Source organism: Arcicella rigui, assembly GCF_034929435.1.
GTDB classification, from domain to species: Bacteria; Bacteroidota; Bacteroidia; order Cytophagales; family Spirosomataceae; genus Arcicella; species Arcicella rigui.
In genome coordinates, this window is sequence record NZ_JAYFUM010000008.1 from 229,906 (window position 1) to 255,333 (window position 25,428).

Sequence of the window (25,428 nt, forward strand, 5' to 3'; positions counted from 1 at the left end):
AGTGAGCCTTGAGCTTTTTATTTATATTTTTATTTCTTAATATCACTATCAAAACTCAAGGCTCATAGCTCGTAGCTCATAGCTCATAGCTCGTAGCTCACAGCTCAAAGCTCACAGCTCAAAGCTGATAGCTATTTAAAACTTAAAATTATGGAAGAACAACACTTAGAAAGCTCCGATTTTATTAAAGACATCGTCATTGGGATGTCAGACGGGCTTACTGTACCTTTTGCCTTAGCAGCAGGTTTGTCTGGTGCGGTAAGTAATACTTCTATCATTACTACCGCAGGAATTGCTGAAATTGTGGCAGGTTCAATTGCCATGGGCTTGGGTGGCTATTTGGCTGGACAAACAGAGGTTGAACATTACGAAGCAGAATTAAAAAGAGAATACGACGAAGTAGAGCGAGTACCTGAAAGAGAAAAAGAAGAAGTAAGAGAAGTATTTGCCGATTATGGTTTGGATGAAGCCTCTCAAGAATTAATCGTTGAAGCCCTCGCTAAAGACAAAAAGAAATGGGTGGATTTTATGATGAAATTTGAATTAGGTTTAGAAAAACCAGACATCAATCGTGCAAGAGATTCGGCTTTAACGATTGGGGTTGCTTATATAGTTGGTGGAATTATTCCGCTTGCCCCTTATTTTTTTGTAGAAGATGCACATCAGGGATTACTCTATTCTATCATCGTAACTTTAATAACGCTTTTTGTTTTTGGCTTCTTCAAAAGTAAAGTAACAGGACAAAATCCATTAACAGGTGCTATCAAAGTAACGCTTATCGGGGCAGCGGCAGCAGGGGCAGCCTTTTTTGTAGCGAAGATGTTTGGAGGATAAATAAAATGAAGTAGGTGTCTATAATTCAGGATACTGAGGCGAATATAAAAATTGTTTCTCGAGTAACACTACAAATGAGAATTGAAAATAATTTTGCCTTACTTCCGAATATCATTTTAATTTATCTTTACTAAAAATAAGATATGTATGGCACTTGCAAGATTAGACAATGAAGTTTTCTTTAAAAAAGCCTTTACTGATGCGATTGTTTTCAGGGCTTTTGTAAAAGATATTGTTGGTATTGACGTGAATCCCGAGAAAATTGAAACTGAAAAGGCATTTCAACCCAAATTAGGAAACATCAATTTCAAGTATGACATTTTTGCTGAAGATATTAAAAAAAGAATTATCATCGAAATCCAAAAAGTAGAGTATGACCATAATTTCGACAGGTTTCTGCATTATCATTTACAAGCCATTACTGAACAACAAAGAAGTAGTGAAGACTATACCGTAGAAAGAACTGTTTACACTATCGTTGTAATGACTGCACCTTACAGAATCAATGAAAAAACAAGAGAATTTTATCGAGATGAAGTACTGATTTCTTCTTTGAATCCTAAAAATTTAAAGGGAATTGAAAGAAAAATATTCAATCATGAATTAATATATCTTAATCCCAACTACAAAGGACAAGATATTCCTCAAAATTATCGTGACTGGTTGGATTTGATTTATGAAAGTATTCACAATCCAGAAAATCCAAAGATAAATATCCAAAATAAAGGTATCAAAAGAGTAACCGAAATTGTAAGTTATGAGAATATAAGCCCCGAAGAATGGGAAGAAGCTAAAATAGAAGCGTCTCATCGCAAAGTACTCAAGCTTGAGAGAAATGAAAGAAGCATTGAGATTGCCCAAAAAGCAATCAAAAAAGGTTTTGATGATGAAACAATTGCTGAGCTAACAGATTTAACAATAGAGCAAATTCAAAAACTAAGGGCAGACGAGCAAGCATATTAAGCTTTCCATTTTTTTTGTTATTTTAAAAAAATGCAGGAAAAATCCATCAAAAAGATATTGGAAAGAGAGATTAAAAATTTCTTTCAAGTAAAACAAAGTACCAGACTTTGGCATATTCCTGTGTTGGCGGCTTTGTGTATTGGCACTCCCCTACTCGTTGGCTTGTACTTCGACAGTCTAAAATCAGGACTTTTGGCAAGCCTTGCAGGGCTTGTTATTTTGTATATTCCTACTTCAAATTCAATCGTAAACCGCATGACCACTTTATTTATTTGTTCATTCGGTTTTATGATTTCTTGTTTTGTAGGATTGATTTTTAGTTTCAATCCGCTGGTTTCCACTATCGTTTTTGGCATTTTTTCAAGCATTGTATTCAGCATCAATCTTTACTTCAAAACCAAACCTCCCGCAAGTTTCTTCTTTATTTTGATAGCTGCCTTGGCTGGTGGAATGCCACATGACATCAAAAGTATTCCCGAAAAAGTTGGTTTAATAGCTTTGGGAACAATATTGGCTTGTACTTTAGCTTTAATTTACAGCTTGATTACCAAGAAAAAGCAAGAGAAAAAAGAAGGAAATCTTTTGCCCGAACTACAAGCTAAAGACAAATCTTCCATCATTATTGAATCGTTGATGATAGGATTTTTCATGTTTTCTTCTACTCTTTTTGGTCATTTATTAAAACTCCAAAACCCTTACTGGATTCCGATTTCGTGCCTTGCCGTGATGCAAGGAGCTACGCTGTACCATATTTGGGAAAGGGTTTTTCATAGAATTTTGGGTACTTTCTTGGGCTTAGGACTTTGTTGGATAGTGCTGTCTGTAACTAATACACCCCTAAGTATTTGCCTGACTATCATTACTTTGCAGTTCATTATCGAAATGTTGATTGTTCGGCATTATGCTTTGGCAGTGATTTTTATTACTCCAATGACGATTCTACTTGCAGAAGCCTCAAATCCACTGATTCAAGACCCTAACTTATTAATATATACTCGCTTGATAGATATTTCAATCGGAAGTCTCATCGGAGCGATTGGCGGTTGGTTTATTCATCACGAAAAAATTCGTTTTTATGCTACCAATAAACTTAGAAACGTCAAAAAATCAATTCAAGGAAAATAAAATAATGATTGTTTGAAGGAGAAAGCATTGTATATTCGGTGAGTTGATAATTAAAAATCAAATGGAAAATATACAATTTGGGTTAAAAGAAAACTGGAAACAATTTTCTCTTTTAGTCATTATTAATGCTTTTGTTGGCGGAATGATTGGGCTTGAACGCTCAATTTTACCACAATTAGCTGAAAAAGAATTTGGTATTTCATCTCATACGGCAATTTTTTCTTTTATCATTGCCTTTGGTATCACCAAAGCTGTTTGTAATTATTTCACTGGAAAATTAGCCAATAAAATTGGTCGTAAAAGACTTTTAGTGATTGGTTGGCTATTTGCCTTGCCTGTTCCTTTTATTCTAATTTACGCAAATCATTGGAACTGGATTATTATTGCCAACATACTCTTAGGAGTTAATCAAGGTTTAGCATGGAGTATGGCTGTCATTATGAAAGTGGACCTTGTCGGAAGTAAAAAGCGTGGGCTTGCCGTTGGCATCAATGAATTTGCTGGTTATGTTTCAGTTGGACTTGTAGCTTTTCTGACAGGTTATATCGCCAGTAATTATGGCGTGAGACCTTACCCTTTTTATTTAGGCATTGTTTTCTCAGTATCAGGGTTACTATTGAGTATTTTATTTGTAAAAGACACGAAAGGACACGTCAATAACGAAAGTCAAGAAAGTAAAATACCGTTTTTAAGAAATATATTTGTTGATACAAGCTTCAAGCATCCGTCGCTAAGTGGCATTACTCAAGCAGGTTTAGTTAACAATCTCAACGATGGGATGGTTTGGGGAATCTTGCCTATACTTCTTTTTGCAAAGCATTTTGAGGCAACAGAAATAGGTGTTTTAGCTGCTATTTACCCAACAGTTTGGGGGATTTCCCAACTATTTACGGGAAGGCTTTCTGATATATATTCAAAGAAAATGCTCTTGTTTTGGGGGATGCTTTTACAAGCTTTAGCCATCATTTTATTGATTTGGGCAAATACATTTTGGCATTTTGCAGTCATCGGCTTATCCTTGGGTATCGGTACAGCATTAGTTTATCCAACTTTTATTAATGCCATTGCAGATTATACTCACCCAATGCAAAGAGCTGAAAGTTTAGGAATATTTAGATTTTGGAGAGATTTAGGTTATGCCATCGGAGCTATTATCACAGGCATATTGGCTGATCATTTTGGGATAAATTTTTCTATTTTATCAATTGGATTATTAACCGCTATTTCGGCATTTATTATTTTATTCAGAGTGAAAGATGTTTAAATGTAATTGCTTGAGATTTCAAGAAATCTCAAGCAATTACATAAATTAATATCCAACCGCAGTATCATCAGACCTTACATCTGCACCGCCTTCATAAGTACCATCAGGCAATACCAAAATACAATCCATTCTACCAATGGTATTTTTTTGAGCATCCATTTTATAGCCTTTTTCTCTGAGTCTAATTAAGGTTTTTTCAGTAAAAGCTCCGTCCTCAAAAGTAGTTCTATCTGGCATCCATTGGTGATGAAAACGCAGTGCATCTACTGCCTGTTGCATGGTCATATCATGTTCTGCCACATTTAGAAATACCTGAAAAACAGAAGTAATAATGGTAGAGCCACCCGGAGTACCAAGCACCATCATCAATTTTCCATCTTTTTCAACAATCGTAGGAGTCATCGACGAAAGCATTCTCTTATTTGGAGCAATGGCGTTAGCTTCGTTGCCAATCAAACCATATACATTGGGTACGCCCGGTTTGATGGAAAAATCATCCATTTCATCATTCATCAAAAAACCTGCACCGTCCACTACGACTTTACTTCCATAAGAACCATTTAAAGTGGTGGTAATTGAAACCGCATTTCCTTCTTTATCTACAAAAGATGAATGTGTAGTTTCGGTACTTTCAAAACCAGCAATTGTTCCGCCTTTGATAACTTTACTATCCGATGCCTGACTGAACTGAAAATCTTGCCAGCGTTTTTTTAAGTACTCAGCATCTAATAATTCCTTTTGAGGTACTTTTACAAAATCAGGGTCACCTAACCATTTCGAGCGGTCGGCATATACACGGCGTTCGGCTTCTATCATTACTTGCGTAGTAGAATCGCTATGCCAGCCCCATTTTTTCAAAGGATAAGGTTCAACAAATTTCAACAACTGAATCAAAGCAATACCTCCACTTGATGGCGGTGGCATTGAAATTACCTTTAAATTTTTGTAAGTATCAATCACTGCATCACGCCAAACTGCATGATAATTATCCAAATCTTTTTGGGTAATGATTCCTCCTCCCCTCTTCATTTCGGCTAACAACAATTTTGCTGTTTCGCCTTCATAAAAGCCTTTTCTTCCCTGTGCTTGAATCAAGCGTAGTGTCTTTGCTAAATCTTTCTGTACTAATACATCTCCTTCTTTCCATTTAGCCGTGTCAGCCTTCATAAAGTAGGTTTTGTTCGGGTTAAATTTAATTAATTCAGCCCTTACATTATTCAAACCTCTTGCTTCACGAGCAGTCAGTTTTACGCCATTTTCTGCCAAATCAATGGCTGGTTGTAGTACTTGTTGCCAAGTAAGTTTTCCAAAACGCTTATGTGCTTGCTCTAAACCATCTACCGAACCGGGCGTTCCGCTTGCCAAATGCCCAACCCAACTTAATTGCCCTGCTTTTACGTTTTTGTTTTCGTCCAAATACATATCTCGGCTGGCATTTTCTGGAGCTTTTTCACGATAATCAAGCGTAAAAGTTTTACCCTTTTTATCACGAAAAACCATAAAACCACCCCCTCCGATATTACCAGCCGCAGGATGAACCACCGACAATGCAAATTGCGTAGCCACAGCCGCATCAATGGCATTGCCACCCATTTTCAAAATATCTACGCCTACTTGAGAAGCAACAGGATGGGCAGAAGTAGCCAATCCATTTTTAGCATATACAGAGGCTTTTTTAGCAAAGAAAGGAGATGCGTTTGGGTCTTCATTAGTAAATTGATAAAAACCTTGATTTTCAGCAGGTTTTTGTATAGTAGTACTTTGTTGAACAGCTTGTTGACTTTTGCAAGCAACAATACTTAATATACTTGTTGATAAAAGAAGTACGTGTTTTAAATTCATATTTGTTGATTTTTTTCTTCTCAATTTATGGAATTATCAGAATTTAAGCAATTAATTTCTGATAATACGAGCGGTTTCAAAACTTTTAGATTTCATTTTATGTATATTTGCTCAAAGTACCTTCATATTTTTTACAAGCTTTAATCTTACAGAAAATGACAATGAACTCAAAACCCTTGTCTAATATCCAACAGGAATTATTGAATTTATATGAGATGGATATTGACGAAAAAGACTTGTTACATATAAAAGATTATCTGGCTCAGTTTTTTTTGCAAAAAGCAATTGATGAAGCTGATAAAATCTGGGATGTTAAAAATTACTCAAACGAATTGATGGATGAATGGTAATTGTCATCTTAAACCTACTACAATTCAAACCTCTTTCCTTGCTCGGGGAAAATCAATTCTAAACCCAAATTATTCTGCTCTTGTAACTGTTTCTTGATTTTTGCTTCACTACTCGCAGGTGGTTTTTGATGCGTAATAATTACTTTAAATCCTTTTAAAGCATCTTTTCCTGTTAGCTCACTCAATTTTGTCATTTCTTTCATTAACCAATTGGGCGTTAGGTGACCAAACAAAAACTTATCAGGCTGTTCGTTCGGGAACGATACTTCTATAAAAATTCCTCTTAACTGCTTATGCTGAATCAGTGGAGCTATTTCTTTCCACAAATTGGCTAAATGCGTACTCTTTTCTACTTCATCTGGCCCAGTATCGCCTAAATACAAAACGAAATCGTTGTTACTTTTCACTAAAAAAGCTGTACTCTCATAAGGATTTACGTGGCTCAAGCTCAGGGCTTTTACGGTCATAGAAGTATTATTGATTTTTACTTCTTCGCTTACTTTCAAGGTTTCAAAATGGTATTTTTTTAAGGGAAATCCTTTGCCTGCATCGCCAAAATTTGCCCAAGTTTCATCGTTAAAATAATGATTTTGCATCAACTCCATACACTTCTGAGTGGCATAAACTGTTTTGGATGAGTCGGCTGGCGAATTAATAATTAAGCCCGAAACATGGTCGAGATGAGCGTGTGAAATAAAATATCCTTTGATGTACTTCCTAAGTACTTCTTGCACAGAGCCTTGAAAAACTTTATTGTCGATGGCTTTTTCAATGCCTGCATAAATTGTTCCTGCATCCAAACAGACAAAATCGTTTGTAGCTACGGGTGCAAGCATATAGGCTGAAAGATTTTTTTCATCAATACCACCTCTTACGCCCAAAGGCACTACTTGAAAAGCCGATTGCTTGCTTTTTTGAGCCATTAGATTAGTGGAAAATAAAAGAAAACAAAGAAAAATTCGGAGAGTCATGATTTTAAGTTTGGTTGATTGCTGGAAAAGAATAAACATAAAAATACCTCCTTCGGGCGAGAAAGAGGCATTTAAAGTATGAGTTTTGAATGATGAGTTATGAATTACAATTCAAAATATTGATTTTTAAGTACTTATACCGCTCAGTGAAAATTGCTTTAGACACACTGAGAATAGACGATTATAAAAATTAAAGGATTTTATAAATATCCACTGATTCAATTTTATCTTTCAACTCTTTGATATTGATACTTGATTTGATAGCTGAATCTTTCTTTTTCTTTTTCGCTCCTAATTCTTTTATCAAATCATCATATACCATTTGTGCAGGACGTTCACCTACGGCTTCGATGATATTGTTGGCTTTTGCTACGTTGATTGCTTGTTTTACTTGGTCGAAATAACGATTTTCTAAATCAAAATACTGGTCGTGAATGCCAATAAAACGATTACATAAACTTTGTAAAAAATCTAAATTGTTATTCACATGACGAATATCTAATTCATATTGTAGCAATTCGGCTAAATTCGTTTTTCCGTCTTTTTGGGTATATTTCCCTTCAATGTCTGAAATACGTTTTTTCATATAGTCAGTCGTAAAGTCGCCTACCAAGTAGTTGAAGTAATCATCTAAGGTTTCATCATTCTTCATTTCTCTTGGATTATATCCAATTTTCTGAGCATCCTTTTTGAACTTTTCTAATAAGTCTAATTGCAAAGATTCAAGTAAGGTTACCGTCTGTGAACTTGAATTGGCGTTTGTAATATTGGCTTTATCCAAGGCATTATAAAAACCCGTATAACGTTGGAGTTCTTTTTCAAACTCCTTAATTTTTTCAAAATTTACTTTTTTATCTTGCACACCCGCAGCATAAGCCACATTTACTGCAGCCGTAGAAAGATTTACCGCCTGCGAAGCATAAGGAATTAAACCTACAATTGGACTATCCTTCAAGCTTTTCAGTACACTTACAAAGCGTTCATTTTTTTGTTTTTTGTTAAAAATAGCCTTGTTTTCTGCCGTTTTTAAAATTACTTCTTCAAAAGAAAATCCTAAAGGACCTTTTTCAACAGAACTTAGTTTTTTAATATATCCTTGATAGTCTTGATTGATTACTTGCGACTTTAAATCGATAATATCATCACTTAAAATTTTATATACTTCAGTACTTCTTATCAAATTCACTTTGATTTTATCCCATTTAGTTCTATCAGTAAGTGATTGATTTTTAGATATATCCATCAAAGAACGACTCTGCATTTCTACTCTACTCTTTAGGTTTTCGTTTTCATTCTGCAGTTTTCCCAACGAACCTTGAATATTGAATATCAGCGAGTCAGAAAAAACTTGGCTAAATGCCTGAGTTGTAGCACTTATACAAAAAATACAAATTAACAAGATTGATTTTTTCATGGAATAATACAAATTTATTTACAAGCTTAACGTAGCAAAGAAAATTTTATTGGTTAAAGTTTCTACAAAATTTCCACAAATCTATTGGGTTTTATGTTTTTTACTAACATCTATTGTCTGAGTATTTTCGCAATCTACGATTTTAGTCACTTATACAATAGTAATAGAAGTTAAAAATCCAGAATAATAATTCATTTTGGATAATTTTTGGGTATTCAGCTTGAGGTTTGAAAACAAGTAAATTGTAGCTTTAAATAGAGAGAAAATATAGATTGTAATAAAAATGAAAAAATATCATCAAAAGTATTTTAGAAGATTTCTAAAAAAAATGCAAAAAACACTTGCGTTTAAAAAAGATTGACGTACCTTTGTGAAAAATTAATACAAAAACATCCGCACGTCTCTGTGTAGCTTCGTTGGATACGAAGCAATTCTTCTCAGAAGCTTTTTACAGCTTTAAGTCGGTCTCCCAGAGCTTTAACGGATGTTAGGGCATCATTAAAGCAAATTATCAAATCAATTACAAATTAGCCTCAGAAACGAGTGGAGCATCAGGTCGATGCCCTCATAATATCTTCATGTCGTTTGGCAGGTTATACAAAAAAAAGGCAACGAAATCATTGAAAAAACATCCGCAGAAATTGTACACTTCAAACAGTTTCTCTTGCTTTGTTTGCGTCTTTGAAATCGTTTTAGAAAAATCATGAGTGAAATCACAAGATTAAGATTCGATGAGCTTTCCGTGTCGGAAGACATCAAAAATGCAGTAAAGGACATGGGGTTCGAAACTGCTTCACCAATCCAATCAGAAGCAATTCCTTATTTATTAGAAGGACGTGACGTAATCGGACAAGCACAAACTGGTACAGGTAAAACTGCAGCGTTTGGTATTCCGATGATTGACAAAGTGGTGGCGTTTGAGAAATACGTACAAGGTTTGGTACTTTGCCCAACTCGTGAATTGGCAGTACAAGTAACAGAAGAAATCAAAAAATTATCAAAATACAAAAAAGGCGTTTGGGTAACTACGGTATTCGGTGGTGATTCTATCGAACGTCAGATTAAGTCTTTAAAAGCTGGTGCAAATATCGTTGTAGGTACTCCTGGACGTATTATTGACCTTATTGAAAGACGTGCATTGAAACTTGAAAATGTGAAAATGGCTGTCCTTGACGAAGCAGATGAAATGCTTGACATGGGATTCCGTGAAGACATTGAAAGTATTTTACAAGAAACTAACGAAGACCGTCAAACAGTTTTCTTCTCTGCTACCATGTCTAAGCCTATTATGGCCTTGACAACTCGTTATCAGAATAATCCTAAATTAGTGAAAGTAGTGAAAAACGAAATTACTAATGCTAACATCGAACAATTATACTTCGATGTAAAAGGAAAAGCGAAATTAGAAGTAATGACTCGTTTGATGGATTTACACGCTGTGAAATTGGCTTTGGTATTCTGTAATCAGAAGAAAAAAGTTGACGAAGTAGTAGAAGAATTAGTATTGCGTGGTTATGCTGCTGAAGGTTTACACGGTGATTTACGCCAAGCTCAACGTACAAACGTAATGGCTAAATTCCGTTCTGGTTTGGTAACTATCTTAGTGGCTACTGACGTTGCCGCTCGTGGTATCGACGTTAGCGATGTAGATGCAGTATTTAACTACGATATTCCATTAGACGAAGAATATTATGTACACCGTATCGGTCGTACTGGTCGTGCAGGTAAATCAGGTAAAGCCTTTACTTTAGTAGTAGGTGCTGAACGTAACCGTTTGCGTGATATTATGAATTATACCAAAGTGAAAATTGACAAAGGTGTAATTCCTACATTCTCTGATGTAGTGGGTGTGAAAAAAGGAATGTTTATCGAACGTCTTCAAAACACTATCCAAGAAGGAGATTTAGAATTGTTCGGTGATGTATTCGGTTCTTTACAACATTCAGGTTTTACTACTGAGCAAATCGTTGCCGCTTTAGTAAAAATGAATATGGGTGTTGCGAAAAACGAATTCGCTGACGAAAACTTAGACGGAGAAGCTGAACGTAACCAACGTAGAAACGAACGTGGTAGCGACCGTTTCGGAAGAGATGGTGGTCGTGGCGGACGTGACGGAGGTCGTGAAGCTGGAAATCGTTTTGGAAACAGAGAAGGTGGACGTTTTGACCGTGGTAATTCACGTGATGACCGTTCGGGTGGTCGCTCAAATGACCGTCAACGTTCTTATGAAGACCGTGGCCCACGTACAGACAAAGCCGGTAAACCATACCGTCAGGATGCTAACATGGTGAGAATGTTCGTAAACATCGGTTTCGATGAGAAAATCTCTCCTGCTAATATCGTTGGTGCTTTCGCTGGTGAGTCGGGTATTCCGGGTAATACTTTAGGACAAATCAACATTTTTGATAAATATTCATTTGTTGATGTGCCGAAAGAGTATGCAAGTACAGTGTTAAACCGTATGGAAGGTGCTTCTATCAAAGGAAAAAGAGTAAATGTTGAAATCGCTAAACCAAGCAACTAAGCATTTTCAATATCATAAGCAAAAGCAGTAGTAACGAATGTTATTACTGCTTTTTTATTTGAAAGATAATTGTAAGAAAATAAAACGGCTGTTCACTTCTGGTGAACAGCCGTTTTATTGAAGAAGTACTTTAAGTTTAATACAAATTAAATCAATCGAGGTAATCTGTATTTTCGATGATTTGTTGACTTATTCAAAATCAACGTGTTCTTTATGAATCACTTCCAAACGTCTTCCTTTAATGATTTTACGGAATTTAGTTTGTGTCATTCTATGTTCTCTTTCAAATCCTGCATGATAAAATGCTCTTGTGATAAGCATTAACACGATAATGGTAATATCTACTGAATACTGTACTGCATAAAACAAGCCCATAGCCAGTAATAAACCTACAAAAATAAAGTAATATCCATACCAATAACTACCGTTTTTCTCTTTCATCATCAATATCAAAGGTAGATGCAAAGGCATAGCCCAAAGTAAATTTCTGTTATTGTTGGTTACTCCGTGGTCTGTTCCGAACCATAAAAACAATAATACCCAACCTACTACACCAACAATGGCAAAAAGTATTCGGTCGTAAGAGTAACCTTTTTGTCGCTTTTTCCAGTGATTATAAGTAACATAAATGGTATAAAAGAAAGCTAACAAGAGCCAAAATCGTGGCGTAAAGACAAAAAGTGGTTCGTCGTCAATTGAAGTAGTTTCATACATTGTACTTTCTGAACGAACCAAGAAACGTAAAACGTGACGGGTCATTCTTTTTGCCGAACGCATACTTCTTTGTAAGTTTTCGGGCAAATAGCATGATTTAAGTTGCAAAATTCTTTCGTCTGCCGGAGCACCTAAAGCGATATTCATTCCTAATGCCGACCAATAATGATGCTTGCGAATTAAACATTTATTCATCCATTGGCGATAAGTACTGTCATTCATTTCAACGATATTCTGAAGATGAAGGCTATCAGTACAAGCTACCATGATTGCATCACGAATTCGAGTAGCACAGTTATCGTAAAAGAATTTATACATATAAACTCTTTTTGAAGGGTCGTTATAGGTTCTTTCTAATTCATCATAAACCTTCTGTTTTTGGGCTATTGATAAATCCAGTACTTGCTCGGTCATTTTCCGATGATTCTCTCGATAATACTGCTGATAGAGCTGAATCGGAGCATAAGACATTTTATAAGGCAATTGTCCTCTGACGAATTTCCAATAAAAGTTCTCTGTCTCAAAATCATATACGCCAAAGTTATATGCTTTATCCACTTGAGTCATTGGGTCGTAAATCCACAATAGCGTATGCCCAAAAGCATCATTTAGTTCATTGCCAGGTTCAACAGTAATCAAACTTACTTTACAGCCCGCTGAAAGTTGCTGTGCCAGTAGCGACTTCTGTAAAAAACAGCACATAAGGAGGGTGACAAAGAAAGTTTTACAAAGAGAGAGGTTTTTCATCATTTAGTTTGGTTTGGAATTAACATCCTAAAATAATAAATTTTATGCTTTTCCTGCAACAACGATAACAATTTCACCTTTAATTGTTGTTGGATTAGCTTGATAATGTGTTAGGATTTCAGTGAGAGTACCTCGAATATTTTCTTCAAAAACCTTCGTCAGTTCTCTGGAAACACAGCCTTGTCGTTCGCCGCCCAAGTATTCTGCTAACTGTTCTAAGGTTTTTAATAAACGATGTGGTGATTCATAAAAAATCATGGTTCTTTCTTCTTCTACCAAATTTTTCAGACGTGTTTGTCTTCCTTTTTTATGTGGTAAAAAACCCTCGAAAGTAAAACGGTCTGCGGGTAAACCCGAATTCACCAAGGCAGGTACAAAAGCCGTTGCACCAGGTAAACACTCAACCTCTATACCTTGTTTTAAACATTCACGAACCAATAAAAAACCGGGATCTGAAATAGCAGGAGTACCAGCGTCTGAAACCAAAGCCAAGGTTTTGCCTTCTTTCAATAATTTAATGATTCCGTTTGTACCATGATGCTCGTTGTGGGCGTGATGAGCGTACAGTGGCTTAGAAATATTCAAATGTTTGAGCAAAACGCCCGAATTACGAGTATCCTCCGCCAATACTGCATCAACAGATTGTAACACTTTTACGGCTCTGTAAGTAATATCGTCCAGATTGCCGATGGGCGTGGGAACAAGGTACAATTTCATAATAAGTAATGATTGTAAATAGTAATTGGTGATTAGTATTTTTAACTTTTTTATTATCAACTATTTAAGACAAACAAAACCGTTGATTAAATTATATTCGTCAATAATTTTCTGGTAACATTTGGGCTTAGTCTAATAATAAATCTATGTCTTTTGCTAATGAAAAATCCTTTTCGGTTACGATATTTCCTGCATCGTGCGTATTGAGTTCAATACTTACTTTGTTGTAAACGTTCGACCAATACGGATGATGATTGTGCTTTTCTGCCAAAATTGCCACACGAGTCATAAAAGCAAAGGCTTCTGAAAAATCCTTAAAAGTGAAGCTTCTTTTTAGTTTATTGTCTTCTTCTATCCACATAAAAATTGTATTTACAGCTTTTGGCTATGTTTTTCGGATAATTCAATTCATTTCATGCCAAAGGTAGGAATATTTTGATGATATTCTGGTCTTGGCACTATGCTTGAACTACAATTCAAACACAAAAAAAGGTAATCTGTTCAAGACTACCCTTTTCAATACTAAGAATTTTATTATTTCAATTTTTGGAATGTTCTTTTTGATAATGCTTTCTAAGAAAATCTTCTCCAAAATCATTTGTTAAATCTCTCACTACCGAATGTACATGGTTGGCGTTGTTCTGTGTATTGTCGTATTCAATTAAAAGTACATCATTTTGAATACAATAATAGTTACCTTTTCCAGTATTTTTCTGTTCGCCAGACCACGCAAAACGTAATTTATTCAAGCCTGCTTTTTCAATTTTCCGCATAAATTCATCTGCAAAACCCAAAGGATAATTCTTTACATACAAAGCCACAATTTTCATCAACTTCTTTTGTTGATCATCATTTAGCTCGTCAAAGCCAATTCCTTTATACACCACAGGTTGAGGTTTGGGACAATTAGCGGAAAGTATATCAAAAAATGGGTCTTCCGAGAAAATAGCTTTTTTCTTTTGTCCTTCTGAAAGAGAAGCTAAAAGCTCAAAGCCCAAGTTAGTTTCATCTTTTAAAATCTGATAGCCTTTTTGATTCCCACTTGGTACAATCGCAGGATTTGTTCCCATAAAAAGGGGCGTTCCAGAAATCACTTTATTGTTTTGTGAAGTAAAATTGAGCGATAAATGATGTCCTTCAATTCGCCAGCCCCAAGTACTTGTTGCACTTGGCGTGCCGAAAACTGTAAAGTAATATTTTAAAGGATTTCTTCTATCGCTTTCAGGAATTACGTTTTCTATTTCTTTCAAGATAATTTCTAATTGCATAATGGCTATTGCTTTGTCTTTTCCTTGTTCGCTCAAAGTACTCTTCAAGATTTCAATAGCTGCTTTTCTTTGTATTTCGTTCATAGACTTGAGCCACAAACCATTTCGTTCTTTAGGAATGTAATACCAATTGCTTCGTTCTTCCGAATCATAAGGATATGAAACTGTGGCTAATTGTTCGGGATTTAAAGTGGCTAAAAATGCTTTTGTAGCATCTAAAGAAGATTGTGAAGAGTTCTTTTGCGAAAAAGCGGAATGAAATATACAGCAAATAAAAGCAAAAAAGAGTAGTGATTTTTTCATGTTTAATTGTTTTAAAATTTGGCGATTCATGTTAGGCTTTGGATAATTAATTCCTAAAGCCTAACGAGTCACAAATTTGTAACAATTTGAGTTAGCAATTTCCCCTAATGATAGTTGTTTTTGACTAAGATAAGGACAGCTACCCACAGATTTACGAAAACACAGACGATTTAAAATCGTTTAAACCATTAGATTTTACAAAGAGTACTCTTTATAAGTAGTAAAACGTTACCGAAAAAGCTGAAAACCTATAATACATAAGTATAAATTCAGCTATCATGCTTAATTTACAAACCAAAATTTATAATTTCCCTTGCTTCAGCAATGCTAAAAGAGATAAAAATGATACGTTTAAGTGTGATATGTACCCTTTTGTTGATGAGCCTGAAAAGCTTTTCACAAAAAGATACAACCATTACTGTTAAAATTTTAGGTGGATTACAATTTGATTTGCCTCGTTTCGCGGTTCAACCCAATACTCGTCTGACGATTATTTTGGATAATCACGACGATATGGCTCATAATATGGTTGTCACCAAACCCAATGCCCGACTAAAAGTAGTAGAAGAAGCCATGAAATTGGGCGACAAAGGGGCAACGATGGATTATGTACCCAACTCTCCATTGATTATTGCCAATACCAAAATCCTTGAACCGGGAAGAATAGATACCATTACGTTCACTTTAGAAAAAGAAGGCATTTATCCTTATGTCTGTACTTATCCTGGACATGGTTTTGTGATGTATGGAGCAATTTATGCCACCAACAAAGCTTTGCCGCCTTTAGAAAAAGACATCAACGTACCCGAAGCACAGCGACAAAAAACCGCCGCAGTGGTCATGAATCATGCAGGGCATCATGCTGTGGAAACGCCACCTTCGCCGCATCCTTTTCCTGTAAAATACCCCCTACTCTATCGTACATTTATGCCAGACTGTGGCCCTGCTGCCATTGCTGTTGGCTTAACAGAAACCGAAGCATACTGTTTTGATGCAGGCAAATGTTATTTAAGATACGCTTGGTCGGGTGGATTTGTCGATAATTCAGAACAATGGAAAGGCAACGGAAGTAAATTAACGAAAGTAATTGGTGAAGTATATTGGCGAGATAAAACTGGTTTTCCTTTCAGAATTGCGAATGTAAAAAACATTCCAACCGTTGATTTTAAAGGTTATCAACTCAAAAAAAGATTACCCACTTTCAAGTACTTATTAGATAAAGTAGAAGTGACCGAAACGATTCGTTTAAGTGCCAACGGAACGACATTAATTAGAGATTTTACCTTTAAGAACAATAAGCAAAAGCTTTACTTTTTAGTCAATACCGACGATGGTATTGTGTATCAAAGCAAATTAAGCAAATTCAACAATGGCGTACTCAGTATTCCTGCCAATGTTCAACGTCTTAGTATTTCCATGAAAAGATGAAAAATCACAATATGCTTCACAACAAAAGAACTTTTAAAATACTCTTAGGCTGTTTGTTGGCTTTGTTGTTATTTAATGCAAGCCTAAAAGCACAAACCATTACGCCAAAAGATTCTGCGGCAAATTATTATGAAGTAGAAAACATTACTTTATCCGACGGTTTAGTTGCCGAAACAGGTGCAATTGGCTTTATGCCAGACGGGCGTTTTGTAGCCTGTTTTCACCGTGGAGAAGTAATGATGTATAACCAGAAAACCAAACAATGGAAAATGTTTGCCGAAGGTTTGCACGAACCTTTGGGCATGATGGTGATTAACAATCATGAAATTTTAATTATGCAACGCCCAGAACTTACTCGTGTAAAAGATACCGATGGCGATGGCGTAGCCGATGTTTACCAAACCGTAACAGACGATTTCGGAATGTCGGGCAATTACCATGAATTTGCTTTTGGGCCAATTGCCGATAAACAAGGAAACCTTTTTATTGCTTTGAATTTAGCCTCGAACGGTGCAGGAATCAGAAATGAAATTCGGGGAAAATATGATTCACTTTCTCGTCCGGGACGAATGTACTCTTGCGTGCCTTATCGTGGTTGGATTATGAAATTAGGCAAAGATGGTATTTTAAAACCTTTTGCCGTAGGTTTTCGCTCGCCAAATGGTTTGGGCTTTGATGCACAAGGACGATTATTCGTTTCCGATAATCAGGGCGATTGGTTAGGCACAAGTAAATTGTATCATGTAGAAGAAGGGAAATTTTACGGACATCCTGCTGGTTTGATTTGGAAAGAAGATTTTCCAAGAGTAGTTCCGATTAAATTACCTGTTGCCCACTTAGACAGTATGCGAACCAAAGAATCCATTCAGTTTCCGCATGGATATTTTGCTAATTCGCCCACACAACCTGTTTTAGAAAATACAGGAGGAAAATTTGGAATGTTTGGCGGACAAATGTTGATTGGCGACATGGATCATAAATACGTTATTCGCCTATTGATGGAAGAAGTAGGCGGAGCAATGCAAGGAGCTTGTATTCCTTTGAATTTTGGTTCAAAAATGCGAATTGGGAATAATCGCTTGGCTTTTGCTCCAGACGGAAGTTTGTGGGTTGGACAAAACGACCACGGTTGGGTTGGAGCAAGAGGTATTCAACGCATTACTTGGAAAGGCAAAAAGCATTTGGATATTATGGCGATGAAACTTACCAAAACAGGTTTTGATTTAACCTTCTCTTTGCCACTCGACCCAGCCAAAGCACAAGATTTACTCAATTATAAATTCCGTCGTTTTTATTATGAGTATCATCAAGCTTATGGTTCAAAGCAATTTGATGTAAAAGACGTTCCAGTAGAATCCATCAAACTTTCAGCCGATGGCAAAACCGTTTCATTGACCTTAGCAGAATTAAAAGCAGGTTATGTGTATGAACTAAAAACAGGCGATATAGAAAGTGCAGATGGCAAATACCTTTTCAATAATTTGATTTGCTATACTTTGAATCAGTTGAGGTAGGTTATCGAATCCGAGGCTGGTCGGGAGATTAGCCTCGAAAATAGAAATTAGCAGTGGAGGTACTGACAGCGGCAAAGTGTTATTTCTACAATGAAGATAAAGAAATTGCCAGTGGAGACACTGGCAACGGCAATAAAAGAGAATTGATAAACTATATCTTACTTATTTTTTTCTTTTGCTTTTTCGTCTTGCAATATTTGATATACTTTCATGCCTAATTTTTCGCCAAATGCTTGCCCTATCTGCATTGATTCAGTCATAATCAGTGGCTGTTTTTCAACTACTTTTTTTCCTACTGGACTTTGTTGATAAGCTATGATTTCTTTTATCTCACTGTGGGTAAAATGTTTATCATAAACAGGTACATACAATGCCACAAACTCGTCATAATCAATAATGGCAAGTACTTTATCAAAATAGCTATCTGGTACATCTTTATAAGCTGGGTTGGTTTTCATCATACCAATGTACTGTGTCATCATTGTTTTGACCATCTTAACCGTTCCACTTACCTCAAGAAGTTTTTTAATATCTTTTACTTTTGCACTATCTGTTTGTGCAAAACTTGTGGAGGAAATAAGTAATAAAATAATAAAGGTGATTGCTTTCATGTTGCTGTATGTTTAAAATGTGTTGGAATACAATATGATAAAGATTTATAAGAAATTAAAAGAAATAGCACTTTTTTTATCAATACCTTTAAACTTCTCCAACTATTATAAGCAAAACTTCGCCTTTGTTGGTGTTTTTCACCAACAAAACGTGCGACAGCAAAGGAGGTTGTCAGTGAAGACACTGACAACGGCAAAAAGTTATAAATACCTTATGCAAACAAGGCTTAGTTTTCATATTTATCCGATAAATTTTCATTCAAATAGTCAGAAAGTTTCTCGAAACCTTCTGATTTTTTAACCCAAAGGTTAATTTTTATTCCACTACTTGTTCTTAAGATTATTTCACTCCCAGTGTTGAAGCCCATACATTGATAGTGATTTTCAGTCCAACTCAAAACAGTTTTTAAATTGTATTGCTTTTCTTTGGTAAAAGTATCACGAACAATTAGAACATCATCAATTAATGTTAAGCCTTTATAATGTTCATTGATCCGCTTTATATTTAGTGATATAATTACTAACCAGCAAATCATTATAATCCATTTTTCCCAGACTCCAATGGATTGATTTTCTACCGATAAAAAGTTGAATCCTAACGATAAAATCCAAGGGGTAATGTACAGCTTGCTTTTTGTTGTCTGCTTCATCAAAGTATTGCTAATGTTAGTATTCTAATTGCAATTATTTAGGTATGTAGTTGGCTATGCTAACAAAATACAAATAGCTCATTTGTTCACTAAAGAAAAAGGGATTACGGCATAATTCTTTTCATGGATTTGAGAATACTTATTTTTGTGTATTCGAATGTATTTAATTTTATTTCTAACAAAAGGTAAGTATTTGGCAATTTTTAAGGGAATATTTTTAGAACTATCGGTCAAAATACTTTCATTAAAGAATTGAATATTTTCAGTCAAGGACTTCAAATCAAGTCTTAAAATAGTAGATTCAATCAATTTTCCTTCCTTATTTATTATTAAATGGACATAGATTTTACCATATTTAATTTCTTTACAAACAGAATCAGGAATTACGATAGAACTGTTTTTTATCGAAAAACTAAATGGATTATTCATTTCAATTGCTTGTGAGAATAAAGTAATTGAATTTATAGATACCAGTAAAAATATGATGATGTTAGTTTTCATTTAAGTATTTTTCGCCTTTGTTGGTGTTTTTCACCAACAAGACATGCGAGCAAAAGATGTTGTCAGTGAAGACACTGACAACGGCAAAGTATTTGGTAAAAACATGGTGTTTCCTTAAACAAATTCTAAAAATATGCAATCAATTGTATCATGAGTATCTAAACTAAAGGTTTGAGCTTCCATACTATCCACTTATCTGTATAGTCTTACCGCCAAATATCATAAGCAAAGCGAATGATAATGGCAGAAACTACTAACAGAAAAAATACTCTTACAAAAGCACTTCCTTTGAACAATGCCAGTCGTGTACCTACAACAGAACCAATAATATTGGCAATCCCTAAAGGAATGGCTACTTCAAAAAGGACATCACCCGAAGACATAAAAAAGATGATGGCAGGAATATTAGAAGCACAATTCAAGATTTTGGCATAAGCCGAAGCGTGCAGGAAGTCTAAACCAAAAATAGAAACAAAGGTAAAAATCAAAAAACTACCCATTCCAGGGCCAAAAAAGCCATCATAAAAACCTAAAATAGCCCCTGTCAGTAAGCCCCCAATCAAGAACTGTTTCCCGAAATACTTAGGCGTATGGTCTGTGCCTAAATCTTTTTTCAGAAAAGTATAAATGAGTACCAACACAAGTAAAAGTAAAATGATAGGTTTTAGGATATTTTTATCCAAAGACGTTACCAATCTTGCTCCCATCAAAGCAAACAAACCCGTGGCAAGTATAGCAGGCACGATAAATTTCCAATCAATTTTCACTTTCCGCATATACTGCGAAGCCGCCACCAAAGTACCCGAAACCGACGCTAATTTATGCGTACCAATAATGGTAGGAATGGCATACTGAGGAAGAAAAATCAACAAAGCAGGTAGCTGAATCAAGCCACCGCCACCCACAATCGCATCAATAAAGCCCGCAAAAAAAGCAAAACAAGAAAGAATCAAAAGGGTTTGAAGCGTAATATCGTGAATGGGCATTAGTGGAATGTATTGTTAATTTTATTGGAGAGTAAGAATTATATTTAATAGCTAAGACAAAATTTCAATTAAATACTTTGACCGAAAGTCAATAAATTATAGTCAGGGTCCAGAATAGAAAACTCTTTTTGCCCCCAAGGTTTAGTTTGAAGTGACCCCGCTGGGTGAATAACAACCTGATTATCAATCATTGATTGGTACAGTTCTTCAATATTATCCGTTCTGATATATACTTGCCCATAATTTTCAGTTGGCTCAAGGTTTTTAAATTCAAAAAAATGGAGTTGAATACCGTCTTTTTGAAGCATCAGATAAGCATCAAAATCAGCCGAACCGAAAAGCTGAAAACCCAATTGATTTACATAAAAATCCTTTGTGATAGCTTTGTTTCGCATGGGTAATTTAGGATTAATAGCCGTTAGCATAGTTCTTATAGTTAAATGTTTTTTTGTAATTTATTTAATTGTGAATCTCTTAAACTTAATTCAATAAAACATAAAAAAGGCTGGAAAAATTTCCAGCCTTTTTTATAAAAGAACGTAAATCTTACTTACTCAAAATCCCAGCAAGTCTAATCAAATCAGAATTGATTAATTTCTTTTTAGTAATTGTATCATGGAATGGTGTGTAAAGTAATTGATCGTTTACAATACCTGCCATTTCATTTTTATGTCCTGCTAATAAACCTTCTAATGCTCCTAAACCTAAACGACTTGCTAAAATTCTATCCGCTGCACTTGGGCTACCTCCTCTTTGAATATGACCAAGGTTTGTTACTCGAATGTCAACAGGAACATCTATTGTCTTTTTAATTTGGTCAGCTATTACGGCTGCGTTTCCTTCTTCGTCTCCTTCAGCTACAATAACAATTGATGAAGTCTTTTTCTTATTGAAACCTGCTTTCAATGTACCTACTACATCATCTACGGTTTGTCTTTCTTCTGGAATCAAAATTGATTCTGCTCCACCTGAAATACCTGATTGAATAGCAATATAGCCTGAGTCACGACCCATCACTTCAATAAAAAATACTCTATCGTGTGAATCCGCTGTATCTCTAATTTTATCAATTGCATCCAAAGCTGTGTTAACGGCTGTATCGTATCCAACTGTGAAGTCAGTGCCATAAAGGTCGTTATCAATTGTACCCGGAACACCAACGGTTGGAATCTGAAATTCATTATAAAAAATCTCAGCACCTGTAAAAGTTCCGTTTCCTCCGATGGCTACCAAACCTTCTATTCCGTGCGATTTCAACTGTTCATAAGCCTTTTTTCTTCCTTCTGGAGTCATAAATTCTTTACTTCTCGCAGATTTCAAAATAGTACCACCACGTTGAATAATATTACTTACAGATTGTGAATTAAGCGGGATAATATCGCCCTTAATCATACCGTTGTATCCCCGAATTATTCCAAAAATTTCGACTCCATGATGTAGCCCTCCTCTAACAACCGCTCTAATTGAAGCGTTCATACCTGGTGCATCTCCTCCTGAAGTAAATACCGCAATTCTTTTCATGATGGTAAAGATTGTATTTTAGTAACTTGGTTAATAGTAGTTTTTCTATTTGTGCTTAAAAGAAATTGTATTCTTTCTATACTCACAACAACACAAATTTATCGTTTATAAGTGATGTTTCTAATATTTTTTGAAAAAATTACATTTTAATAAACTAAAACACCTATATTATATAAACATTTCAATATTAAATTGAATTGTTTGGTATTTTTGTGCGTTTTAAAATATTTTGAATGCAAAAAGTCATATCATCTATAACTAATTTGTAATTGAAGTATATTTGCAAAATTATTTTATTTCCATTTTATACTTTTCCGACAAGGCAAAGTTATCAATTTTTATTTATGCTGCGTTTATTGTTTGTGCTGCTTTTATACTTTTTTATCCCTTTTCATGGAGTTGCTCAACAATGGTTAGGCATTTCAAGTAGTAATTATGCGGGTACAAATGCTGTTTATCTCAACCCTGCCAATGTAGCCGATTCTCGCTATCGCATCTTTATTAATTTAGGGAGTAACGACATCTTTGTACATAATAACTATGTGCAATGGAATGCTCCGTTCTCGATGTTGGGATATTTAACCAATTCTGTTGGAAGACAGTACCGTTCTGCCGACAACAAAATCCTTTTCAAAGATGAATACTTAATTGCTGATACAGACAATACTGTTAAAAAACTCCATGCCATTGATGATTTCAGAGGTCCTTCTATTCAGTTTGATTTGAACGACAAACAATCCATTGCTTTATTGACCAGAATGAGGACGGGTATTAACCTCACCAATATTGATGCGGGCTTTGCTAATTTTATCAGATTAGGTATCAAAAACGACGAAGTATTGAATAAAGTAGAAACTGTAAACAATGCAGCCTTCAATATCAATAGTTATGCTGAGTTTGGCTTCACTTTTGGGCAAGTATTGCTTGATGGTGATGAAGATTTTATCAAAATGGGGATTACTGCCAAAAGATTGATTGGCTTGTACTCAGCTCATGCTTTAATTGATGAAATGAAGTACGAAATCGTAGATGACCCTACTCCTACCCTTGTCAACGAAAAAATATTGAGAATAGATAATCTTACTGCCGACATAGGCTATACTAAAGATGCTTCATTTAAAAATATTGCTCCCTCACCGGGATGGGTTTTAGGTGATTTAGCGGCTGGAAATGGTTGGGGCTTCGATATTGGCTTTGTGTATGAATTTAGACCTGATACTCGGAGAATTAGCTATCGTGACGAAGGTGTTGTGAAACTCGACCCAACTAAAAACAAGTATCAATATCGTTTAAGTATAGCTTTGTTAGACATCGGAAGTTTGAAATATGCCAACCCAGATTTCGTAAAAAGCTGGATTAGTAGAACTAATAACAAACTTATTGGCTCTGCTGATTTTAGAGATACTGAGAATATTGATGATTCATTTAGAAGAATTAATAATACTTTGACCATCAGAGATGCTCAGGCTTTGAACTCATTTAGGTCAAGTTTACCAAGCTCATTAAATGTAAATCTGGACTATCTCTACAAAAAAAATATTTACATCAACGCTACTTGGACTCAATCGCTTACTTCAGAATATTCAATTGGAATGAAAATGCCTTCATTGATAGCTGTAACGCCACGGTGGGAGACAAAGTGGTTTGAAGTAGCCCTTCCTTTGGCTTTGGTAAGAAATTATAGCGTGTTTACTTTTGGTTTATCTGGAAGAGTTGGCCCTGTTTTTATTGGTTCTGATAACCTCGCTGGTTTATTAAATATCGGTAAAAGTCGAGGTTTAGATTTATATTTTGGAGCTACAATTCCTATTTTCCAAAAACCTCCTTACTCTTTGAACGCTTGTTTTTATGAAAAAGGAGAACGTAAAAGCTTAAAGGAAAGATTGATGTTTTGGAAATAATTGATTTTTAAAGGATTCCTTCGTCTACGAAGCTAAAGTATGTTTTATCTGTAAAAATTAAATGGTCGAGTACAGGAATATCTAAGTTATTCCCTGCGGCTTTTAATTTTTTCGTTAAATCTCTATCGGCTTGGCTTGGACTGAGATTTCCAGAAGGATGATTATGCGAAAGAATTATAGCACTTGCTAAATTTTCTAAAGCATATTTGAAAATAATTTTAGGGTCGGCTACTGTTCCCGAAACACCTCCGCTACTAATTTTCTCGCATTTAATTACTTCGTTGGCTCGATTTAATAAAATTATCCAGAATTCTTCATGGGATAAATCAGATAGATAAGGTCTTAAAACTTCATAAGCGTCGCTTGACGACTTTATTCTGGGCTTCTCGGCAGATTCTGTTGCTTTCTTTCTTCGTCCCAATTCTAAGGCACTTACAATCGTAATGGCTTTTGCTTCGCCAATGCCTTTAAATTTCGCCAAATCTTTTACCGACAAACGTGCCAATTGATTCAAATCATTCTGAACACTTTGAAGAATTACTTTGGCGATGTCCACGGCAGTCATATTCTGAATGCCCGTAGCAATCAGAATTCCTAATAATTCCGCATCGGATAATGAGGCTTTTCCTTTGAGTAAAAGTTTTTCACGAGGTCTGTCTTCCTCTGCCCAAGATTTGATATTGAGATGTGTATTTTCGTAGGATTTCATAGGTGTTATGGATTTGTAGTCTATGAAAATTGAAATTTAAAGGTTTTAAACTGTTTACTAAATTGCTCAATCACAATTCATTAAGTCTAATTTAAGTGTAAAATTGTTTCTCTCAAAATTTTGGGCATAAAAAAAGACCTAACTTTTCAGAAAGGTCTTTTTTTATGAATATCTCAAAGCTATATTAAGCTAATTTATTCACTAACTTCGCTAACTTTGATTTCAAGTTAGAAGCTTTGTTTTTGTGAATAATGTTCTTCTTAGCTAATTTGTCAAGAGCAGAAGAAACTTTTTTATAGAGATCAGTAGCAACTACCTTATCGTGTGTCAAACGCAACTTCTTTACCATTGTACGGGTAGTTTTGTGCTGATAACGATTACGTAATCTTTTTGCTTCGTTAGCTCTGATTCTCTTTAATGATGATTTGTGATTTGCCATGTTTATTTCCCGAATAATATTGGTTTCCTGATTTTCTATTATTGAGGTGCAAAGGTACATTTTTTTTAAGACAATACAAGTACATATTTACAAATTCTTTCAAATTTGATATTATTCCTATCCTTATCTTAA

At 35.2% G+C, this 25,428-nt stretch carries 24 protein-coding genes; 9 read left to right on the forward strand and 15 right to left on the reverse strand.

What is annotated here, in order from left to right; all coding sequences use genetic code 11:
- The first annotated feature begins 150 nt into the window (after nucleotides 1-150).
- From VB248_RS08555 to VB248_RS08570, 4 genes are all read left to right on the forward strand, one after another.
- A complete protein-coding gene (locus tag VB248_RS08555) occupies nucleotides 151-834 on the forward strand; it encodes a VIT1/CCC1 transporter family protein (protein ID WP_323296341.1) in 684 nt (227 codons plus the stop codon).
- A 147-nt stretch (nucleotides 835-981) separates the two neighbouring features.
- Nucleotides 982-1,797, forward strand: a complete 816-nt coding sequence (locus tag VB248_RS08560) for a PD-(D/E)XK nuclease family transposase (protein WP_323296342.1) — start codon at nucleotides 982-984, stop codon at nucleotides 1,795-1,797.
- A 30-nt stretch (nucleotides 1,798-1,827) separates the two neighbouring features.
- Nucleotides 1,828-2,922: an FUSC family protein gene (locus VB248_RS08565; RefSeq protein ID WP_323296343.1), complete on the forward strand. Its 1,095-nt coding sequence runs from the start codon at nucleotides 1,828-1,830 to the stop codon at nucleotides 2,920-2,922.
- A 61-nt stretch (nucleotides 2,923-2,983) separates the two neighbouring features.
- Nucleotides 2,984-4,186, forward strand: coding sequence for an MFS transporter (locus VB248_RS08570; RefSeq protein ID WP_323296344.1), 1,203 nt, complete (start codon nucleotides 2,984-2,986; stop codon nucleotides 4,184-4,186).
- A 45-nt stretch (nucleotides 4,187-4,231) separates the two neighbouring features.
- Here the strand turns inward: VB248_RS08570 and ggt are convergent, their stop codons facing one another.
- Nucleotides 4,232-6,028, reverse strand: a complete 1,797-nt coding sequence (gene ggt / locus VB248_RS08575; RefSeq protein ID WP_323296345.1) for a gamma-glutamyltransferase — start codon at nucleotides 6,026-6,028, stop codon at nucleotides 4,232-4,234.
- Between the two features lie 161 nt (nucleotides 6,029-6,189).
- Here ggt and VB248_RS08580 point away from each other — a divergent pair, with 161 nt between their 5' ends.
- Nucleotides 6,190-6,378: a hypothetical protein gene (locus tag VB248_RS08580; RefSeq protein WP_323296346.1), complete on the forward strand. Its 189-nt coding sequence runs from the start codon at nucleotides 6,190-6,192 to the stop codon at nucleotides 6,376-6,378.
- 17 nt (nucleotides 6,379-6,395) lie between these two features.
- On the opposite strand, the gene VB248_RS08585 is transcribed toward VB248_RS08580, so the two are convergent.
- Complete coding sequence (locus tag VB248_RS08585; RefSeq protein WP_323296347.1) at nucleotides 6,396-7,301, reverse strand: 3',5'-cyclic-nucleotide phosphodiesterase; 906 nt, start codon at nucleotides 7,299-7,301, stop codon at nucleotides 6,396-6,398.
- A 238-nt stretch (nucleotides 7,302-7,539) separates the two neighbouring features.
- The gene (locus tag VB248_RS08590; RefSeq protein WP_323296348.1) at nucleotides 7,540-8,763 is read right to left on the reverse strand and encodes a hypothetical protein; all 1,224 of its coding nucleotides are present in this window, start codon (nucleotides 8,761-8,763) and stop codon (nucleotides 7,540-7,542) included.
- 703 nt (nucleotides 8,764-9,466) lie between these two features.
- Here VB248_RS08590 and VB248_RS08595 point away from each other — a divergent pair.
- Nucleotides 9,467-11,287 carry a DEAD/DEAH box helicase gene (locus tag VB248_RS08595; RefSeq protein WP_323296349.1) on the forward strand — a complete coding sequence of 607 codons (1,821 nt, stop codon included), beginning with the start codon at nucleotides 9,467-9,469 and terminating at the stop codon, nucleotides 11,285-11,287.
- Between the two features lie 189 nt (nucleotides 11,288-11,476).
- Here VB248_RS08595 and VB248_RS08600 read toward each other — a convergent pair whose 3' ends face one another.
- The 4 genes from VB248_RS08600 to VB248_RS08615 all read right to left on the reverse strand — a co-directional run bounded on the left by VB248_RS08600 (nucleotide 11,477) and on the right by VB248_RS08615 (nucleotide 15,036).
- Nucleotides 11,477-12,751 carry a lipoprotein N-acyltransferase Lnb domain-containing protein gene (locus VB248_RS08600; RefSeq protein WP_323296350.1) on the reverse strand — a complete coding sequence of 425 codons (1,275 nt, stop codon included), beginning with the start codon at nucleotides 12,749-12,751 and terminating at the stop codon, nucleotides 11,477-11,479.
- Nucleotides 12,752-12,790: 39 nt separating this feature from the next.
- Nucleotides 12,791-13,465, reverse strand: coding sequence for a 16S rRNA (cytidine(1402)-2'-O)-methyltransferase (rsmI, locus tag VB248_RS08605; protein ID WP_323296351.1), 675 nt, complete (start codon nucleotides 13,463-13,465; stop codon nucleotides 12,791-12,793).
- Nucleotides 13,466-13,592: 127 nt separating this feature from the next.
- Nucleotides 13,593-13,832 (reverse strand): 4a-hydroxytetrahydrobiopterin dehydratase, encoded by a 240-nt coding sequence (locus VB248_RS08610; RefSeq protein WP_323296394.1) that lies wholly within the window; start codon nucleotides 13,830-13,832, stop codon nucleotides 13,593-13,595.
- A gap of 172 nt (nucleotides 13,833-14,004) precedes the next feature.
- Complete coding sequence (locus tag VB248_RS08615; RefSeq protein WP_323296352.1) at nucleotides 14,005-15,036, reverse strand: DUF3500 domain-containing protein; 1,032 nt, start codon at nucleotides 15,034-15,036, stop codon at nucleotides 14,005-14,007.
- Between the two features lie 342 nt (nucleotides 15,037-15,378).
- Between VB248_RS08615 and VB248_RS08620 the strand changes: the two genes are divergently transcribed.
- Nucleotides 15,379-16,464 carry a plastocyanin/azurin family copper-binding protein gene (locus tag VB248_RS08620; RefSeq protein WP_323296353.1) on the forward strand — a complete coding sequence of 362 codons (1,086 nt, stop codon included), beginning with the start codon at nucleotides 15,379-15,381 and terminating at the stop codon, nucleotides 16,462-16,464.
- Nucleotides 16,461-17,978 carry a DUF7133 domain-containing protein gene (locus tag VB248_RS08625; RefSeq protein ID WP_323296354.1) on the forward strand — a complete coding sequence of 506 codons (1,518 nt, stop codon included), beginning with the start codon at nucleotides 16,461-16,463 and terminating at the stop codon, nucleotides 17,976-17,978. Before VB248_RS08620 ends, VB248_RS08625 begins: the two co-directional genes overlap by 4 nt.
- A 158-nt stretch (nucleotides 17,979-18,136) precedes the next feature.
- Here the strand turns inward: VB248_RS08625 and VB248_RS08630 are convergent, their stop codons facing one another.
- The 6 genes from VB248_RS08630 to pfkA form a co-directional block, all read right to left on the reverse strand.
- Complete coding sequence (locus tag VB248_RS08630) at nucleotides 18,137-18,589, reverse strand: DUF2059 domain-containing protein (protein WP_323296355.1); 453 nt, start codon at nucleotides 18,587-18,589, stop codon at nucleotides 18,137-18,139.
- A gap of 227 nt (nucleotides 18,590-18,816) precedes the next feature.
- The gene (locus VB248_RS08635) at nucleotides 18,817-19,239 is read right to left on the reverse strand and encodes a hypothetical protein (protein ID WP_323296356.1); all 423 of its coding nucleotides are present in this window, start codon (nucleotides 19,237-19,239) and stop codon (nucleotides 18,817-18,819) included.
- Between the two features lie 78 nt (nucleotides 19,240-19,317).
- Nucleotides 19,318-19,740 (reverse strand): hypothetical protein, encoded by a 423-nt coding sequence (locus VB248_RS08640; protein ID WP_323296357.1) that lies wholly within the window; start codon nucleotides 19,738-19,740, stop codon nucleotides 19,318-19,320.
- A gap of 206 nt (nucleotides 19,741-19,946) precedes the next feature.
- On the reverse strand, nucleotides 19,947-20,726 hold the full coding sequence (locus tag VB248_RS08645; RefSeq protein WP_323296358.1) for a sulfite exporter TauE/SafE family protein: 780 nt from the start codon (nucleotides 20,724-20,726) through the stop codon (nucleotides 19,947-19,949).
- A gap of 68 nt (nucleotides 20,727-20,794) precedes the next feature.
- Nucleotides 20,795-21,151 carry a bleomycin resistance protein gene (locus VB248_RS08650; protein ID WP_323296359.1) on the reverse strand — a complete coding sequence of 119 codons (357 nt, stop codon included), beginning with the start codon at nucleotides 21,149-21,151 and terminating at the stop codon, nucleotides 20,795-20,797.
- A gap of 121 nt (nucleotides 21,152-21,272) precedes the next feature.
- On the reverse strand, nucleotides 21,273-22,247 hold the full coding sequence (gene pfkA, locus VB248_RS08655; protein WP_323296360.1) for a 6-phosphofructokinase: 975 nt from the start codon (nucleotides 22,245-22,247) through the stop codon (nucleotides 21,273-21,275).
- Nucleotides 22,248-22,591: 344 nt separating this feature from the next.
- On the opposite strand from pfkA, the gene VB248_RS08660 reads away from it, so the two are divergent.
- Entirely contained in the window at nucleotides 22,592-24,148 is a 1,557-nt protein-coding gene (locus VB248_RS08660; protein WP_323296361.1) for a DUF5723 family protein, read from the forward strand.
- A gap of 7 nt (nucleotides 24,149-24,155) precedes the next feature.
- On the opposite strand, the gene radC is transcribed toward VB248_RS08660, so the two are convergent.
- Together radC and rpsT are read right to left on the reverse strand one after the other, a co-directional pair.
- A complete protein-coding gene (gene radC / locus VB248_RS08665) occupies nucleotides 24,156-24,857 on the reverse strand; it encodes a RadC family protein (protein ID WP_323296362.1) in 702 nt (233 codons plus the stop codon).
- Between the two features lie 184 nt (nucleotides 24,858-25,041).
- Entirely contained in the window at nucleotides 25,042-25,296 is a 255-nt protein-coding gene (gene rpsT / locus VB248_RS08670; protein WP_323296363.1) for a 30S ribosomal protein S20, read from the reverse strand.
- Nucleotides 25,297-25,428: the final 132 nt, after the last annotated feature.

Coding starts and splice junctions, on each gene's coding strand:
- VB248_RS08555 (WP_323296341.1), top strand. CDS start 151: ATGGAAGAACAACACTTAGAAAGCTCCGATTTTATTAAAGACATCGTC.
- VB248_RS08560 (WP_323296342.1), top strand. CDS start 982: ATGGCACTTGCAAGATTAGACAATGAAGTTTTCTTTAAAAAAGCCTTT.
- VB248_RS08565 (WP_323296343.1), top strand. CDS start 1,828: ATGCAGGAAAAATCCATCAAAAAGATATTGGAAAGAGAGATTAAAAAT.
- VB248_RS08570 (WP_323296344.1), top strand. CDS start 2,984: ATGGAAAATATACAATTTGGGTTAAAAGAAAACTGGAAACAATTTTCT.
- ggt (WP_323296345.1), bottom strand. CDS start 6,028: ATGAATTTAAAACACGTACTTCTTTTATCAACAAGTATATTAAGTATT.
- VB248_RS08580 (WP_323296346.1), top strand. CDS start 6,190: ATGAACTCAAAACCCTTGTCTAATATCCAACAGGAATTATTGAATTTA.
- VB248_RS08585 (WP_323296347.1), bottom strand. CDS start 7,301: ATGGCTCAAAAAAGCAAGCAATCGGCTTTTCAAGTAGTGCCTTTGGGC.
- VB248_RS08590 (WP_323296348.1), bottom strand. CDS start 8,763: ATGAAAAAATCAATCTTGTTAATTTGTATTTTTTGTATAAGTGCTACA.
- VB248_RS08595 (WP_323296349.1), top strand. CDS start 9,467: ATGAGTGAAATCACAAGATTAAGATTCGATGAGCTTTCCGTGTCGGAA.
- VB248_RS08600 (WP_323296350.1), bottom strand. CDS start 12,751: ATGATGAAAAACCTCTCTCTTTGTAAAACTTTCTTTGTCACCCTCCTT.
- rsmI (WP_323296351.1), bottom strand. CDS start 13,465: ATGAAATTGTACCTTGTTCCCACGCCCATCGGCAATCTGGACGATATT.
- VB248_RS08615 (WP_323296352.1), bottom strand. CDS start 15,036: ATGAAAAAATCACTACTCTTTTTTGCTTTTATTTGCTGTATATTTCAT.
- VB248_RS08620 (WP_323296353.1), top strand. CDS start 15,379: ATGATACGTTTAAGTGTGATATGTACCCTTTTGTTGATGAGCCTGAAA.
- VB248_RS08625 (WP_323296354.1), top strand. CDS start 16,461: ATGAAAAATCACAATATGCTTCACAACAAAAGAACTTTTAAAATACTC.
- VB248_RS08630 (WP_323296355.1), bottom strand. CDS start 18,589: ATGAAAGCAATCACCTTTATTATTTTATTACTTATTTCCTCCACAAGT.
- VB248_RS08635 (WP_323296356.1), bottom strand. CDS start 19,239: ATGAAGCAGACAACAAAAAGCAAGCTGTACATTACCCCTTGGATTTTA.
- VB248_RS08640 (WP_323296357.1), bottom strand. CDS start 19,740: ATGAAAACTAACATCATCATATTTTTACTGGTATCTATAAATTCAATT.
- VB248_RS08645 (WP_323296358.1), bottom strand. CDS start 20,726: ATGCCCATTCACGATATTACGCTTCAAACCCTTTTGATTCTTTCTTGT.
- VB248_RS08650 (WP_323296359.1), bottom strand. CDS start 21,151: ATGCTAACGGCTATTAATCCTAAATTACCCATGCGAAACAAAGCTATC.
- pfkA (WP_323296360.1), bottom strand. CDS start 22,247: ATGAAAAGAATTGCGGTATTTACTTCAGGAGGAGATGCACCAGGTATG.
- VB248_RS08660 (WP_323296361.1), top strand. CDS start 22,592: ATGCTGCGTTTATTGTTTGTGCTGCTTTTATACTTTTTTATCCCTTTT.
- radC (WP_323296362.1), bottom strand. CDS start 24,857: ATGAAATCCTACGAAAATACACATCTCAATATCAAATCTTGGGCAGAG.
- rpsT (WP_323296363.1), bottom strand. CDS start 25,296: ATGGCAAATCACAAATCATCATTAAAGAGAATCAGAGCTAACGAAGCA.